Source organism: Mesorhizobium dulcispinae, from assembly GCF_033977345.1.
Taxonomy (GTDB): Bacteria; Pseudomonadota; Alphaproteobacteria; order Rhizobiales; family Rhizobiaceae; genus Mesorhizobium; species Mesorhizobium dulcispinae.
On the sequence record NZ_JAVIIY010000012.1, the window covers coordinates 67,418 to 83,762 of the forward strand.

Here is a 16,345-nt window from a genome sequence, read left to right on the forward strand (position 1 = left end):
CGAGAGAATCCGCGATGGGCAATAGATCCTTGATCTTGATCACCCTGTGGGAAGCAGATATCGTAGAATTGCTCGCGGATAGACTGAATGCACGCAAGAAATATTGGTCGGCATAGGTGCGATCCGTGCCGAAAGGCGATTGTCGTTGGCGAGCCGAAGGAGCAACGATGGGAGCTGATGCCCCGCATGCATCGGCAATGGTGAATGCTCCGCAGGCGCGGCGCTCGATGCCGTTCCTGTGGGTCCTTGCGCCACCAGCGTTTTTGATCGTTACCGCAGCGATTATCCGATTGAGCCTTGGACCAGCCTTGGAGAGGCTGCCGGCTGACTATACCGCCAGCATCATTCTCGAATCGGATAGCCGCTTTCGGCAGACGCCGGATGCGGCCTTTGCCGCGTTCCACCAGGAGGGCCGTCGTGTCGACCAAGTGCTGAGCGCCACCGGCGACGTTGCCATCGTTCAGAGCCATATCGACTGGACGACTGACACTGGTCAGGTCAATTATCAAACCACCGGCCTTTATGGCGTCGATCGCAAGACCCGCCAGAATGTGGCCGGTTACGGCGATCTTAGCCGCAGCGGGCAATTCATGTTCCCGCCGCAGCTGAGGGGCGTTGCTGATGAGGTCTGGGACCCTTATTACGGCGGTCCACGGCACTTAGCTTTCGATCGCAATGAGGTGGTCGATGGTCTGACGCTCGCAGTGTACCGCTTCACGATTGCGGACCTCGACGAGACAAAGACCTATGATTACCTTCCAGATGTACCCGAGCGCTTCGGGGTCGGGACGGACGGCGAAGGCTTTCTGTGGGTCGAGCCCGTCTCAGGTACCCTCGTCGACATGACGGATAATGGCCACAGCTTTTTCGTCGATCCGGCCACGGGGAAGTCGATAGGAGACTTTAGTGTCTGGCAGGCCAGGTATTCCGCGCGGTCCAAAGCCGACCTGTTCGGCATGGCGACTTCGGTCCGACTGCGCATATTGGCGGCGAAAATCTGGCTGCCCGTTGCCCTGCTAGCGTTGGCTCTCGCCTGGTTGGGGATCGGCTTGCTGCAGCTTCGCCGCGGCGCGCGGCCGAGAGCGGAATGAGCACGCGATCGCATGTAGATCCGCAAGAGGCCTTGCCGCTCTTGCGGCTTGGGATTTCACAAAAGCTTACCCTGCTTTTTGCGCTCTTCGCTGCAATTCTTCTCGGCGCGACCGGATGGCTGGCCTTCAACCAGGGCAGGGCGGCGCTCGAGAGCAGCGTTGTTGCCGAGGTCCAATCGCGAGCTTTGGAAAAACAGGCCGCGATCGGGTCCTGGCTCGACGGGCAGCTGAGCGAGCTGCGCGGGCTTAGCCAATCGCCCCACATTGTCGACGATTTCACCAAGCTTGCCGATCTTCCCGCGGATGCGACGCCCGACGATTGGGTTGACTTGCGCGACGATCTTGCGGCGCGCACCGGAGGGGGCGAGGATTTTGTCGCCCTTTTCGTCATGGAACCGAAATCGGGCCGAGTCCTGACGGCGACGGATCCTACCGATCGTGGCCGACAGGGCGTGGGCGAGCCTTATTTCACCAATGGCAAGATCCGTGCTGGCCTCTACCTGGTGCCGGACCGTTCAAGGAATCTCACCCTGTTGTCGCCGTTCTTATCCACGCCGCTTCGTGCCCGCAACGGTGCATTTGTTGCCGTTCTGGTCGCCCGTCTCGGAACAGAGAGTTTGGCTAGCACTGTCGATCGACGAGCGGGGCTGCGCGCGACCGACGAAGCATACTTGATTGACACGCACAGGCAGTTTGTCAACAGACCGCGCCTGCTGACCGACGCCGAGGCGAGCATCCTTACCTCGGACCGAAGCGCCGCGGCCCGGCTCTGCCTTGAACACAATGATGGGCTGGATCTCTCGAATGATTACCGCGGCGTTCCGGCGATCACCGTTTATCGCTGGATGCCGAAGTTTGGTTTGTGTCTCATCACAAAGCTCGACAAGGAAGAAGCCTTTGCCCCTGTTTATCAACTCGGCCAGAGCCTTGCGATCGCTGGTGGACTGCTTTTGCTCGTTGCATCGGCAGCGTCGGGATTGTTGTCGCGAACCATTACCAACCCTATTCGGCGCATCGAGGCGGGCGCCAGACGAGTCGAGGCGGGCGAGCGGGATGTGGTGCTGCCTGAGTCCTCGAGCGACGAGCTTGGTCGTTTGGCGCGTGCCTTCAATCGAATGACGACCGCGCTCAAAAGCCGGGAATCCGAGCTGCAAGCGCATGCTGCCACCCTGGAGCAGCGTGTCGCGGAAAAGACGCGCGAGCTTGACCTGAGGGCAAGCGAGTTGGCCCGATCAAACATAGAGCTGGAGCGCTTCGCCTCTGTCGCCTCGCATGACTTGCAGGAGCCGCTGCGAATGGTGGCGAGTTATACCCAGCTGCTTGGCAGACGTTACAAAGGACGGTTGGATGCCGATGCCGACGAGTTCATCCATTTTGCTGTGGATGGCGCTGCGCGGATGCAGGCATTGATCAACGACCTGCTGGTCTACTCACGTGTCAGCACGCAGGGCAGCGCGTTCGAGGCGATCGATTGCAACCTTGTGGTCGAGCGCGCTTTGGCGAACCTCAAAGCGGCGCGGATCGAGAGCGGCGCAATCATCCGAAAGTCCGAGCTGCCGAAAATCGATGCCGATCGATTCCAGCTGATTCAACTGTTCCAAAACCTGATCGGCAACGCCATCAAGTTCCGAGGCGAGCGCGTTCCGGAAATTGAGATCGCAGCGCGGCGAGACGGCGGGGAATGGCTATTCTCGATCGCGGACAATGGCATCGGGATTGATGCCAAATACATCGAGCAGCTTTTCACCGTTTTCAAGCGCTTGCACACACGGGCCGAATATCCGGGGACCGGCATCGGTCTCGCGATTTGCAAGAAAGTTGTCGAACGCCACGGCGGTCGAATTTGGGTCGAGTCCGAAGTCAACCGTGGCTCCACCTTCTTCTTCACGCTTCCCTGTCGGGATATAGAGGACACCGACCAAGCACGGAAGTTGACTCCAACATCTTCGGCACCTCAAATGGATCCGGTATGAACATCAGCTCGACTGAACGCGCCATCAACATCCTCCTCGTCGAAGACAATCCCGGCGACGCTCGGCTCACGATCGAGGCGTTGCGAGACGCAAAGGTGCGCAATGAACTCAACGTCGTGCAGGACGGCGTCGAGGCCATGTCGTTGCTGCGGCGAGAAGGGCGCTACGCCGATGCGCCACGCCCTGACCTGATTCTGCTCGATCTCAATCTGCCCCGAATGGACGGCCGTCAGGTTCTCGCCGAAATCAAGGCGGACGAAAACTTGCGACGGATCCCGGTTGCGGTGCTGACCACGTCGCAGGCCGAGAAAGATATCCTGACCAGCTACAACCTTCATGCCAACTGTTACATCACCAAGCCGGTCGACCTGGATGAATTCGTACGCGTAGTGCGGGGGATCGAGAACTTCTGGCTCTCGATTGTAAAACTGCCACCGGAGTAGCGCGAGTTGACCGAAAGCGCGTTAAACATCCTCCTCGTTGAAGACAATCCCGGTGATGCCAGACTGATCCGGGAACTGCTCACAGACGGCAGCGCCAAGCCTTTCATGATCTCGACAGCGGATCGGCTGGCCCATGGCCTCGAGCAATTCGCCGATCAGAGCTTCGACCTCGTATTGCTCGACTTGTTTCTCCCCGACAGCACGGGTTTGGATACGCTTCGGCGGTTTCAGGCGACAGCCCCCGACGTCCCGGTCATAGTGCTGACCGGCCTCAACGACGAGGAGTCTGCGATTCAAGCGGTTCGCGACGGCGCACAAGATTATCTTGTCAAAGGGCAAATCGACGGGCAGCAAATTGTTCGCGCAATCCGCTATGCCCGCGAACGTCATAGAATGGTGCTGCAGATAAGGGACCTGTCGCTCGTCGACGAGCTTACCGGCCTTCACAACCGTCGCGGCTTCGCAGTGCTCGCCAGAGAATTGATGAAGCGCGCCGTCAGGACCGGAACTGGGTTGGTGGTGGCCTTCGTCGATCTGGACGGCATGAAGCGCATCAATGATCGTTTTGGCCACGAAGTCGGTGACCGGGCGTTGATCAGGACCGCGGGGGTTCTGCGTTCCATTTTTCGGGTATCCGATGTGATCGCCAGAATCGGCGGCGACGAGTTTATCGCGATGACAGATGGCGTCGACGGCACAGCTGTCGAACTTCTGCGTCGCCGCCTCGCGCGCGCTGTGGACGATCACAATCGCGAATCTGCGGGGGAGCCGGAACTGGCCCTCAGTTTGGGCTTCGCCCACCACAATCCAACGACGGACACGTTGAAATCTATCGACGATTTAATAGCAGAAGCGGACGAGGCGATGTACGTGGACAAAGATAGCCGTCGGACCAAGGCGGTCCAACGATAGGTCCCCATTCCTTATGCTCGGGTCGTTCGTTCTCCCCTTCTGCGGTTGAATCAAGTTTCCTGATCCTATCGAGCCAGGTTCGGGACTTCCTACGAGGTGCGCCCTGAGAGGCTGCGTGCCCCGGCTTCAGCGACGAGCGGGAGATTGGGAGTGACAATCGCAAGAGCGAACATTATCGCCCGATTCCAGAATCAGGAGAATGATTGACGTTGCCTGAAGGGAGGCTACGCAATGTGAGAAGGTCAACGAGTCTTCGGAATTGTTGGCTCCCCGGGCCGGATTCGAACCAGCGACCAACCGGTTAACAGCCGGTTGCTCTACCACTGAGCTACCGGGGAACGGAGGCTCTGATGTGAGTGGCGCAGCCTATAGCAAACACCTTTCGGCTTTGCAAAGAAGCAATTCGCATTTTTTCTCCAGTTTTTCGTGCGGCCATTTGTGGCATCGTTTCGGGGTGCCCACATATGAACGGTTTCACACCGGTACGGAACAAAGCGGCCGGTTCTTGCCTTTGGTAGCGATGGCTTTAGCCATCGCAGATGGGATCTGGTTTGAATGACGGCAACTGACGACGATAACGGCCCGGCGCGGAAGATCACGATCTTCGGCCGCGAGTTCGCGATGCCGCGCTCGCGGGGATTGCGGATCGCGATCGGCGTGCTGCTTACCATCGGCGGGATTCTGGGCTTTCTGCCGATTCTCGGTTTCTGGATGATTCCGCTGGGCCTGCTGGTGCTGTCCTACGAATTCGCGTTGGTGCGTCGCCACAGGCGGCGCTTCGTCGTCTGGTGGGAACGTCGCCGCCGGCCCGATTGAGAGCTTGCCGAAAGGCGGCCGGCGAGCTGCGGCAGCACCGTCGGAACCGGCCGCAAGCGATTGGCAACCACTGTCTTCGGATGACGTATGGAAAGCGCCGGGAATGACTTGCCGGTGCTTGACGACCTTTCACCGCCAACATAATGAGTTCGCTCGGAACGCCGGGAGCATGGAAGGCCTCGTGGCGGAGTGGTTACGCAGAGGACTGCAAATCCTTGCACCCCGGTTCGATTCCGGGCGAGGCCTCCAATGCCCGGACTCCGGCGCTGTCGCGCCGGAGTGTCAGGTTCCAGTCGAATTGGCCCGCGGACTTTGCCTGGGAATTGCATTGGGCGCGGGCAGCGAATTGGGTGCGGAAAGCGGGTTGGTTGGAACATGAACGCTGATTTCTCCGAACGCCGCGTGAAGATGGTCGATGGCCAGATCCGCACCACCGATGTGACCAGCGCGCCGCTGATCGAAGCTATGCTTTCCGTGCCGCGCGAGGTTTTTGTCGGCGCCGGGCAGCAGGACCTTGCCTATATCGACGAGGACATCCGTGTTTCCGCTGGCGTCAATGGCGGCGGTGCCCGCTACCTGATGGAACCGTCGCCGCTCGCCAAGCTTTTGCAACTGGCTGAAATCGGCGACAGGGATTCGGTGCTCGATGTCGGTTGCGGCACCGGCTATTCAGCCGCTCTGCTCTCCCGAATCGCAAAATCGGTGGTTGCGCTGGAAAGCGACCCGGCGCTGGCCGAAGCCGCGAAGTCGACGCTGTCGGCACTGGATTGCCAGAACGTGACAGTGGTGACCGGGCCGTTGCCGCAAGGTCATGCCGCGAAGGCGCCCTATGACGTCATCTTCATTGGTGGCAGCGTCGAGGAGGTGCCGGCGGCACTGCTCGACCAGCTCGCCGAGGACGGACGACTGGTTGTGGTCGAAGGGCAGGGCAACTCTGGCGTGGCCCGGCTATTTTTCAAGGCCGGGGGGGTTGTAACCGGGAGACGGGCATTTAATGCGGCAATTAAGCCACTACCGGGCTTCGAACGTGTCCATGCGTTCGAATTTTAAGCGGTTTTGCCTTGCAGCGAAGGCGCGGTCATGATCGCTTGCGCTTGAACAATCGTTGCTGATTTGCTTTTCCGGGGTTTTCGGGGGCAGTCAGCGGGGGAACGAGAAATAGCGCGGCGCGGGCCGATCCTAAAGGGTGGGCTGGCGTGGCGTGGTTCCCATGCAAAACGAATGAGGGATAATACGTGCCGCCCCTACACAAGACTTTTCTAGTAGCTACGCTTGTTTCGGCGACCGCGCTTTCGCCGCTGGCCGCATCCGCCGAAACCATTACCGGCGCGCTCGCCAAGGCCTATCAATACAACTCGCAGCTGAACTCCGCCCGCGCCGGCACTCGTGTCACCGACGAGGGTGTGGCCATCGCCAAGTCGGGTTACCGCCCGACGATCAAGGGATCGGCAAGCATCGACTACACGAGCAGCCACTCCAACGGCCTGGGTAAGACCTTAAACATAACCACAGGCAACTTTGGGGTTGAGATTGACCAGATGCTGTTCGACGGTTTCCAGACCAAGAACAATGTCGCCGCCGCCGAGGCGCAGGTCAGTGCCTCGCAGGAAAGTTTGCGCAACACCGAGGAGAACATCCTGTTCAACGCGGCAAGCGCCTATATGGACGTGATCCGCGACCGCCAGATCGCGGTGCTGACCGAGCAGAACCTGCAGTTCCTGACCGAGCAGGCTCGCGCCGCGCGGTCGCGCTTCGAGGTCGGCGAGGGTACCCGAACCGACGTCGCGCAGGCCGATGCCTCGCGCGCCACGGCGGTGGCTCAGCTTAGCGCCGCTCGCGCGACGGCGCTGGCCAGTGCAGCCACCTACCACCAGATCGTCGGCGACGAACCCGGCAAGCTCAAGGCAGCCGCGCCGGTTGGGAAGCTGTTGCCGGCGAGCCTTGACGGCGCCTTCACCATTGCCGCCGCCGAGCATCCGGCCATCCTTGCCACCGAGCATCTCGTCGACGCCGCGGCGTTTTCGGTGAAGTCGGCTGAAGGGGCGCTTCTGCCGCAGCTTACCGCCAGCGCCGGGATTTCGAGCCAGTACCGCAACACCTCGCCCGGCTCTCTTGCGTCGTCCGCGTCCGAAGGGACGACGAATTCGGCCAATATCGGCGCAACGCTCACCGTGCCGATCTATTCGGGCGGCCGCACCTCGGCGCTGGTTCGCCAATCGAAGGAATCGCTCAGCCAGGCCCGTATCGAGGTCGACGTGAATCGCGACAAGGTGCGCCAGGCTGTCGCTTCGGCATGGACGCAATACACCGCGGCGCGCGAAAGCGTGGATGCCAACCGGCAGGTGATCGCCGCCGCGCAGCTGGCGCTCAACGGCGTCATCGAGGAGCGCAATGTCGGCCAGCGGACCACGCTCGACGTGCTCAACGCCCAGAACGCCGTCATCACCGCCAAGATCAACCAGGCCAGCTCCGAGCGCGACGTCGTCGTGGCGAGCTACGCCATCCTGTCGGCGATTGGCCGCTTGTCGGCCGAGCGCCTTGCCCTGAATGTGACGAAGTACAGGCCGGAAGAGCACTACAACGCCGTCAAGGACAAGTGGATCGGGCTGCGCACGCCGGACGGCCGCTGATCCTTTTGCAACTCCGCAAGCGCCGCGTATCCAATGGATGCGCGGCGCTTTTGCATTTGAAAGCCAACCGGCCGGCAGCTGGCGGCGGCGGCTAATCTGTTGAAATCCAACGTCTCCCCAGATTGGGGATTCTCGGATGACGATCGGTCGGTTACGCTGTTGCCATTGATTCGAATTCCGGCCCGGCCGGAATGAAAATCTGCAATGGGTCACAAGGGCGGCGGATGTGACGATGGCGACGGCAAGCAGCGCACAGCGCGAACCTTCGATGGAAGAGATACTTGCTTCCATCCGAAGGATCATCGAGGACAGCGATACCGGCCGCAAGCAGCCTGCGGCCGACAATGTTGACCTGCGGCAGGATCTCCAGCCGGCGGCGGCGCCGACGGTCGAAGTGGACACCTTCCGGTCGGAGCTCAACGCGGAATCCGCCCCCAGGAAGCCGGTGAGTCTGGCGGAGATACAGGCCCAACTCGCGGCGTCCGATCCGGCGGTCGCGCGCGCCGAGGCGCGCCCTGAACCCGTGAAGCCCGCGCCCACCACCCTGGCGGAAGTCGGGGCCAGGGTCGCCGCCGAGCCCGACGCGCCGGCAGTTGCGGGGGCCGCGGCAAGCGCACCGCAAAGCGCCGATAGCATTGTCGCCGACTGGCGGCGCGAGATCGCCGCCGTTGGCGGAAGCTCCGTCAAGGCGAAAGTGACAACGCGCCAGCCGGAGGTCGCACCCGAGGTCGAGATCGACGAGGAGGATCTTGCCGTGCCGCCTGTCAAAACCGCGGCGCCCGTCACGGGCACGGGTTCAGGGCCATCCTCGGCCGACGTCCCGCCGGCGCGTCCGGCGATCCTGTCCGAGCATGCGGGCCGTCAGGTCGCGGCGGCGTTCGGCGAACTTTCGGACGCTTTCGCCAGCCGCAGCAAGAAGACCTTCGACGAGATGGCCGAGGAGATGCTGCGGCCGATGCTGCAGGACTGGCTCGACAACAACCTGCCGACGCTGGTCGAACGGCTGGTGCGCGAGGAAATCGAGCGCGTGGCGCGCGGCGCGCAATGATTCCGCCGAATCGTTGAAGATAAAAGCCGCCGCCACCCGGCGGCGCTTTTGTTTCCGGGAAATACGGCCGTTGGATCGTTTTGCGACGAGGGATGGGATTGCCGCCGATCGCGCCAAGCCTATCTGGGCGAGGTGGGCCTATCCTTCTCGCGGTTGACTCGGCCAAGAGCTTCCGATTTACACCGGACGCTTGTTCCCGACAGTTCGGACTTCCTCCATGCTTGATAAAACCTACGACGCCAAGACCGTCGAGCCGAAGATCGCCAAAATCTGGGAAGAGGCCGACGCTTTTCGCGCCGGCGCCGGCGCGGAGGAAGGAGCGGAAGCCTTCACCATCGTCATCCCGCCGCCGAACGTCACCGGCTCGCTGCATATGGGCCATGCGCTCAACAACACGCTGCAGGACATACTGGTGCGCTTCGAGCGCATGCGCGGCAAGAATGTGCTGTGGCAGCCCGGCATGGATCATGCCGGCATCGCCACGCAGATGGTGGTCGAGCGCCGGCTCATGGAAAGGCAGATCCACCGCCGCGACCTGGCGCGCGAGGAGTTCATCGAAAAGGTCTGGGAATGGAAGGCCGAATCCGGCGGCGCGATCTTCAACCAGCTGAAGCGGCTCGGCGCCTCGGCCGACTGGAGCCGGGAGCGCTTCACCATGGACGAGGGCCTGTCTAGGGCGGTGCTCGAGGTCTTCGTGACCCTCTACAAGGAAGGCCTGATCTACAAGGACAAGCGCCTTGTGAACTGGGATCCGAAGCTGTTGACGGCCATTTCCGATCTCGAGGTCGAGCAGCACGAGGTCAACGGCAATCTCTGGCACTTCCGCTATCCGCTCGAGGGAGCCGCGTTCGACCCAGAGAATCCGAAGACGTTCATCACCGTCGCCACGACGCGCCCCGAAACCATGCTCGGCGACACCGCAGTAGCCGTGCATCCCGACGATGAGCGGTTTCGCAACCTGGTCGGCAAGAATGTCATCCTGCCGATCGTCGGCCGCCGGATTCCTATTGTCGCCGACGAATATTCGGACCCGGAAAAGGGCTCGGGCGCGGTCAAGATCACGCCGGCGCATGATTTCAACGACTTCGAGGTCGGCAAGCGCCACAAGCTGCCGGCGATCAACATCCTGACGGTCGAAGCCAACGTCAAGCTCAAGGACAATGAGGACTTCCTCGCCGGTCTCGAGGTGACACCGGAGCGCCAGGCCGTCTGGGACGAGCTCGACGGGCTGGACCGCTTCGCGGCGCGCAAGAAGGTCGTCGAGCTGATGGAAGCCGGCGGCTTCCTGGAAAAGGTCGAGCCGCATCGCCACACGGTGCCGCATGGCGATCGCGGCGGTGTGCCGATCGAACCGTTCCTCACCGACCAGTGGTACGTCAACGCGGCCGAGCTCGCCAAGCCGGCGATCGCCTCGGTGCGCGAGGGGCGTACCAACTTCGTGCCGAAGAACTGGGAGAAGACCTATTTCGACTGGATGGAGAACATCCAGCCCTGGTGCATCTCGCGGCAGCTGTGGTGGGGTCACCAGATTCCGGCGTGGTACGGGCCGGACGGACGCGTCTTCGTCGAGAAGACCGAGGAAGAGGCTTTAGCCGCGGCGATCGAATACTATCTGGCGCTGGAAGGCCCGTGGAAGGCCTGGGTCGAGGACAAGCTGGAGAACTTCCAGCCGGGCGAGATCCTGACCCGCGACGAGGACGTTCTCGACACCTGGTTCTCCTCGGCGCTGTGGCCGTTCTCGACGCTCGGCTGGCCCGACCGGACGCCGGAGCTGAAGACCTATTACCAGACCGATGTGCTGGTGACCGGCTTCGACATCATTTTCTTCTGGGTCGCCCGCATGATGATGATGGGCCTGCATTTCATGGACGAGGAGCCGTTCCATACCGTCTATGTTCATGCGCTGGTCCGCGACAAGAACGGGCAGAAGATGTCGAAGTCGAAAGGCAACGTCATCGACCCGCTCGACCTGATCGACGAGTACGGTGCGGATGCGCTGCGCTTCACCTTGACCGTGATGGCGGCGCAGGGGCGCGACGTGAAGCTCGACCCGGCGCGCATCGCCGGCTACCGCAATTTCGGCACCAAGCTCTGGAACGCGACGCGCTTTGCCGAAATGAACGAGGTCGCGCGCAACGACGATTTCTGGCTGAACGACGCCAAGCTCGCGGTCAACCGCTGGATCCTGACGGAACTGACGCGGGCGGCGCGCGCTATCACAGAGGGCATCACTTCATACCGCTTCAACGAGGCGGCGAGCGCCGCCTACCGCTTCGTTTGGAACCTGTTCTGTGACTGGTATCTGGAACTGCTGAAGCCGGTGTTCATGGGCACGGACGAGGCAGCCAAGGCGGAAAGCCGGGCCTGCGTCGCCTTCGTGCTCGACGAGATCTACAAGCTGCTCCATCCGATGATGCCCTTCATGACCGAGGAGCTCTGGGCGCAGACGGCGGGCGAGGGCAAGGAACGCGAGTCGCTGCTTTGCCACGCCGCCTGGCCGTCGCCCGATTTCGAGGACGACGACGCGGCCGCCGACATCAACTGGCTGGTCGATCTCGTTTCCGGCATCCGCTCGGTGCGCTCGGAAATGAACGTGCCGCCGGCGGCGATCGCGCCGCTGGCGGTGATCGGCGCCAATGCTGCGACGCGCGAGCGGCTCGAACGCCACGACCAGGCGATCAAACGCCTGGCGCGCGTCGGCGATATCTCGCTGGCGGAAACGCCGCCCAAGGGCTCGGCCCAGATCGTCCTCAATGAGGCTACGATCTGCCTGCCGCTCGGCAGCCTGATCGACCTTGCGGCGGAAGCCGCGCGGCTGCAGAAGGAACTGGCCAAGGTGACCGAGGAGATCGCCCGCCTGCACAAGAAGCTTTCGAACGAGAAGTTCGTCGCCAATGCGCCGGAAGAGGTCGTCGAGGCCGAGCGCGAGAAGCTCGCCGAATATCGCGAGGCGCAGGAGAAGCTTTCGCTCGCTTTGACCAGGGTTCGCGACGCCGGCTAAGGGCAAGATTCGCCGCCGCTGGAAGGCTGCTTTCCCGAACGGAATGCACCTTGAGAGCAGGCATGCCGTTGCGTTATTTTGACGTAAACGGAAACTTCGCGCCCCATTGTTGCCATAATGTAACAATGGGGCCTTTTTCGCCCAAAATGGCCTGTTTTGGGGCCATATTGAAAGGTTTTTGCAGCTTTTTCCTGCCATTCGATGGCTGTTAAGCCGCGATTTGGCTCGGTTTCGCGGCCGGGCAGGATGGCGAAAATGCGAGTTGTCAAGGGTGTACATGTACGACCCTGAATTCGTTGTTGCGCCATTAACCCGAATTGGCTCTAGCTTGATCCCGCGTATTTTCGGGGAGGGATTTCCATGAACATTTTGCGTCTTAAAGCACTGCTGGGGGCAGGGTGCTTTTCGATAGCCTTGGTCGGAGCGGCGATGCATCCGGCGCATGCCGGCGGCCTGGAGCGCGGCGGCTACGACATCGACCTTCTGTTCGATCCGGCGCCTTTTGCGACGGAAGCGGAAGCGACCTATGTGATGCCGAACCGTAAGCTCAAGAACGCGGTCGACACCAGCGGTGCCGGCCTCACAGTCAGCAGCACGGCAAACGACAGCGAGGATTACTGGGTGCCGCGCATCGGCGTGAAGGCTCAGGTCGTCCAAGGCGTCGATTGCATGGTCGACTATTCGCAGCCTTGGGGCGCGCATACTGCGCCTGGCATCTGGAACGGCTCTTATTCAAACATAGAAACTGACATTAAGAGCAATAACTACGCCGCGACCTGCTCCTATAAAATGGATGCCGGCAAGGGCCAGCTTCGCTTTATCGGCGGCGTCTTCTACCAGGAAGTCTACGGCTTCAAGGAAAGCTATGCGAGCCCACTGTTTGGCACCATAATGGGTCGAGTTGATCTGGATAGCAGCGGCTGGGGCTGGCGGGCCGGCATTGCTTACGAAATCCCTGATATCGCTCTGCGCGCCAGCCTCGTCTACAACTCTCAGGTAAAGCTGGACAACATCGACGGCACGCTGAATGTCGGTGGCGCGGTTACTGATATCTATGCCCCAACCCAGTCCATGCCGGACTCGCTGGAACTGAAACTGCAGTCTGGCATCGCGCCCGGTTGGCTCGCTTTCGGCTCGATAAAATGGGTGAATTGGAGCGTTCTGCAGATTGTTCCGATTTGTACGGATGCCTCGAAGGCGTTCGGCTTTGCTTGTAACAGCGGAGTGACGAATCCATTGATCAGGCCAACATCGCTTGACTTGATGTATCGCGACGGCTGGACCGTTTCGGGTGGCATCGGTCACAAGTTCAATGATCAGTGGAGCGCCGCCGGCCAGTTGACGTGGGATCGCGGCACCTCTCATGGCTACGGTTCGCAGACCGATACTTGGACGCTGGGTGGTGGTGTTGCCTATACGCCGAAGCCGAATATTGAAGTTCGTCTGGCCGGTGCGATCGGCGTCATGACCAGCGGCCATTCCGGTACGCTGACCGACGAGAACGGGTACACCGCCGGCACCGATGTCAGCTACGACTTCGGCAACGATCTGGTCACCGCAATTTCGGGCGGCATCAAGATCAAGTTCTAAACGTCCGCAATTCCGCAAAAAAGGCCGGGCACCGCCCGGCCTTTTTCATTGCGCAATCAACAGGCTGGCCGGATTGGCCGATCCTCTGTTGCAAATTCGCGTCACAATCGGCGCCCTTCACGATTGTGACGTTTTGGCAACAGTTTATGAACAACCCCTGCGCTAGAAGTCTTGCCGAGGGAACTGCCCATTTCCCGCCATAAACCCGGAGCAACCCGGAGAGGTCTCGGGATGCGTGCCAGTATGGCCCGGCGATGGGGCAGGCCGCGTGAGGCGCGGCAAGGACGAGTATGGACGCCAAGGTGATCTCCAAGGCCAAGCTGCCCAGCCGCCACGTGACCGTTGGCCCGGCGCGCGCGCCTCATCGCTCGTACCTCTATGCCATGGGATTGTCGGCGGCCGAGATCGCGCAGCCGCTGGTCGGCGTCGCCAGCTGCTGGAACGAGGCGGCACCCTGCAACATCTCGCTGATGCGCCAGGCGCAGGTGGTGAAGAAGGGCGTGGCGGCCGCCAACGGCACGCCGCGCGAGTTCTGCACCATCACCGTCACCGACGGCATCGCCATGGGCCACCAGGGCATGAAGTCGTCGCTGGTGTCGCGCGAGGTCATCGCCGATTCGGTCGAGCTCACCATGCGCGGCCATTGCTACGACGCGCTGGTCGGGCTTGCCGGCTGCGACAAGTCGCTGCCCGGCATGATGATGGCGATGGTGCGGCTCAACGTGCCGTCGATCTTCATCTATGGCGGCTCGATCCTGCCCGGCAGCTACCGCGGCCGCCAGATCACCGTGCAGGACGTGTTCGAGGCGGTCGGCCAGCATTCGGTCGGCACGATCAGCGATGACGAGCTGCTCGAGATCGAGCAGGCGGCCTGTCCGTCGGCGGGTTCCTGCGGCGCCCAGTTCACCGCCAACACCATGGCGACCGTCGCCGAGGCGATCGGCCTGGCTCTGCCCTATTCCTGCGGCGCGCCGGCGCCCTACGAGATGCGCGACCGCTTCAACTTCGCTTCCGGCGAAAAGGTCATGGAGCTGATCGCCAAAAACATCCGGCCGCGCGACATCGTCACGCGCAAGGCGCTGGAAAATGCCGCGACCGTCGTGTCGGCCACCGGCGGCTCGACCAACGCGGCGCTGCACCTGCCGGCGATCGCGCATGAGGCCGGAATCAAGTTCGACCTCTTCGACGTGGCGGCGATCTTCGAGAAGACGCCTTATATCGCCGACCTCAAGCCGGGCGGCAAATATGTCGCCAAGGACATGTTCGAGGCAGGCGGCATTCCGCTCCTGATGAAGACGCTGCTCGACCATGGCTACCTGCACGGCGACTGCATGACCGTCACTGGCCGCACTTTGGCCGAAAACATGGAGCACGTTTCCTGGAATGACAGCCAGGATGTTGTGCGTCCCGCCAATCGGCCAATCACCAAGACGGGCGGCGTTGTGGGCTTGAAGGGCAACCTTGCCCCCGAAGGTGCGATCGTGAAGGTCGCCGGCATGTCGGAGCTGAAATTCTCAGGCCCGGCGCGCTGCTTCGATTCGGAAGAGGAGTGCTTCGAAGCGGTCACGCAGCGCAATTACCGGGAAGGCGAGGTTCTCGTCATCCGCTACGAGGGGCCGCGCGGCGGTCCGGGTATGCGCGAGATGCTGTCGACGACGGCGGCACTCTACGGCCAGGGCATGGGCGGCAAGGTGGCGTTGATCACGGACGGGCGTTTTTCCGGTGCTACACGTGGCTTCTGCATCGGCCATGTCGGGCCGGAGGCGGCGGTCGGCGGTCCGATCGGGCTTATCAAGAATGGCGACGTCATCTCGATCGACGCCGTGAAAGGCACGATCGAGGTGGCGCTGTCGGATGCCGAGCTGGCAGCGCGGGCAAAGAGTTGGAAGGCGCGCAAGACCGACTATCAGTCCGGCGCGATCTGGAAATATGCGCAGACCGTAGGGTCGGCTCGCGACGGCGCGGTCACCCATCCGGGCGGTGCGAAAGAAACACACTGCTATGCGGACATTTGAGGTGTTGAGGTCGTCTGTCTTTTCGGCACTGGTCGCGGTTGCGACCTTGGGCGCCGTCGGGCAGGCTATGGCCTTCGACGACAAGGTGTTCGATGACAAGACCGGCGTGAAGCCGCAGTCGAGCCCGTGGGCGGTGTTCCAGTTCGGCTTCTCCGCCTACAAGAACGGCCACAAGGACCAGGCGGTCGAGGCCTATAAATATGCCGCCGAGAACGGCCAGATCGGCGCCACCTGGAAGCTCGCGCGCATGTATGCCGAAGGCGACGGCGTGGCGCGCGACGATTATGCGGCCTTCAAGTTCTTCTCGGAGATCGTCGACCAGGACGTCGAGCCCGGCTCGCCGGAGGAAAGCTACGTCTCTGACGCGCTCGTTGCGCTCGGCGACTATCTGCGCAAAGGCATCCCGGGCAGCCCGGTCGAGGAAAACGAGGTCGCGGCGCAGGAATACTACATGCGCGCGGCCGCCAACTACCGTAACCCGAACGCCCAGTTCGAGATCGGCCAGATGTTTTTGAAGGGCGAGGGCGGCGTGAAGGCCAGCGTCAAGCAGGCCGGGCGCTGGCTGCAGCTTGCGGCAGAGAAGGGCCATGCCGGCGCGCAGGCGACGCTCGGCAATCTCCTGTTCCAGAGCGGTAAGGTCGTGCGCGGCCTGGCGATGATGACGGCGGCGCTGGAGCGTGCTCCGCCGGCCGACCAGCCCTGGATCCGCAGCATGCAGGAAGAAGCCTTCGCTGCCGCCGGCGAAGCCGACCGCCGCACGGCGATTTCGCTGGCCGACGACATCCTGACCAAGGGCAACAACGGCGACCAGTAAGCGGCGCGCCGC

General features: G+C 61.9%; 12 protein-coding genes and 2 tRNA genes. 13 read left to right on the plus strand and 1 reads right to left on the minus strand.

Annotated elements, in window-relative coordinates; translation table 11 throughout:
- Nucleotides 1-167 precede the first annotated feature (167 nt).
- Genes RFN30_RS23685 through RFN30_RS23700 form a run of 4 tightly spaced genes read left to right on the plus strand, consistent with a single transcriptional unit; the run spans nucleotide 168 to nucleotide 4,419 of the window.
- Nucleotides 168-1,091 (plus strand): porin PorA family protein, encoded by a 924-nt coding sequence (locus tag RFN30_RS23685; protein WP_320264502.1) that lies wholly within the window; start codon nucleotides 168-170, stop codon nucleotides 1,089-1,091.
- Nucleotides 1,088-3,064 carry a sensor histidine kinase gene (locus RFN30_RS23690; RefSeq protein ID WP_320264503.1) on the plus strand — a complete coding sequence of 659 codons (1,977 nt, stop codon included), beginning with the start codon at nucleotides 1,088-1,090 and terminating at the stop codon, nucleotides 3,062-3,064. Before RFN30_RS23685 ends, RFN30_RS23690 begins: the two co-directional genes overlap by 4 nt.
- The gene (locus RFN30_RS23695) at nucleotides 3,061-3,507 is read left to right on the plus strand and encodes a response regulator (RefSeq protein WP_040969735.1); all 447 of its coding nucleotides are present in this window, start codon (nucleotides 3,061-3,063) and stop codon (nucleotides 3,505-3,507) included. Before RFN30_RS23690 ends, RFN30_RS23695 begins: the two co-directional genes overlap by 4 nt.
- Before the next feature lie 6 nt (nucleotides 3,508-3,513).
- Entirely contained in the window at nucleotides 3,514-4,419 is a 906-nt protein-coding gene (locus tag RFN30_RS23700; RefSeq protein WP_320264504.1) for a GGDEF domain-containing protein, read from the plus strand.
- A 263-nt stretch (nucleotides 4,420-4,682) separates the two neighbouring features.
- Here the strand turns inward: RFN30_RS23700 and RFN30_RS23705 are convergent.
- A tRNA-Asn gene (locus tag RFN30_RS23705) sits at nucleotides 4,683-4,757 on the minus strand.
- A gap of 217 nt (nucleotides 4,758-4,974) precedes the next feature.
- On the opposite strand from RFN30_RS23705, the gene RFN30_RS23710 reads away from it, so the two are divergent.
- The 9 genes from RFN30_RS23710 (at nucleotide 4,975) to RFN30_RS23750 (ending at nucleotide 16,333) form a co-directional block, all read left to right on the plus strand.
- Complete coding sequence (locus tag RFN30_RS23710; protein WP_320264505.1) at nucleotides 4,975-5,235, plus strand: hypothetical protein; 261 nt, start codon at nucleotides 4,975-4,977, stop codon at nucleotides 5,233-5,235.
- Between the two features lie 175 nt (nucleotides 5,236-5,410).
- A tRNA-Cys gene (locus tag RFN30_RS23715) sits at nucleotides 5,411-5,484 on the plus strand.
- A gap of 126 nt (nucleotides 5,485-5,610) precedes the next feature.
- Nucleotides 5,611-6,285, plus strand: coding sequence for a protein-L-isoaspartate O-methyltransferase family protein (locus tag RFN30_RS23720; protein WP_320264506.1), 675 nt, complete (start codon nucleotides 5,611-5,613; stop codon nucleotides 6,283-6,285).
- Between the two features lie 185 nt (nucleotides 6,286-6,470).
- The gene (locus RFN30_RS23725; protein ID WP_320264507.1) at nucleotides 6,471-7,865 is read left to right on the plus strand and encodes a TolC family outer membrane protein; all 1,395 of its coding nucleotides are present in this window, start codon (nucleotides 6,471-6,473) and stop codon (nucleotides 7,863-7,865) included.
- 232 nt (nucleotides 7,866-8,097) lie between these two features.
- Nucleotides 8,098-8,913, plus strand: a complete 816-nt coding sequence (locus RFN30_RS23730; RefSeq protein ID WP_320264508.1) for a PopZ family protein — start codon at nucleotides 8,098-8,100, stop codon at nucleotides 8,911-8,913.
- A gap of 217 nt (nucleotides 8,914-9,130) precedes the next feature.
- Nucleotides 9,131-11,914 (plus strand): valine--tRNA ligase, encoded by a 2,784-nt coding sequence (locus RFN30_RS23735; protein ID WP_320264509.1) that lies wholly within the window; start codon nucleotides 9,131-9,133, stop codon nucleotides 11,912-11,914.
- Nucleotides 11,915-12,274: 360 nt separating this feature from the next.
- Nucleotides 12,275-13,504, plus strand: a complete 1,230-nt coding sequence (locus tag RFN30_RS23740) for an outer membrane protein transport protein (protein WP_320264510.1) — start codon at nucleotides 12,275-12,277, stop codon at nucleotides 13,502-13,504.
- Between the two features lie 290 nt (nucleotides 13,505-13,794).
- Entirely contained in the window at nucleotides 13,795-15,519 is a 1,725-nt protein-coding gene (gene ilvD / locus RFN30_RS23745) for a dihydroxy-acid dehydratase (RefSeq protein WP_320264511.1), read from the plus strand.
- Nucleotides 15,506-16,333 carry a tetratricopeptide repeat protein gene (locus RFN30_RS23750; protein WP_126088767.1) on the plus strand — a complete coding sequence of 276 codons (828 nt, stop codon included), beginning with the start codon at nucleotides 15,506-15,508 and terminating at the stop codon, nucleotides 16,331-16,333. Before ilvD ends, RFN30_RS23750 begins: the two co-directional genes overlap by 14 nt.
- Nucleotides 16,334-16,345 lie beyond the last annotated feature (12 nt).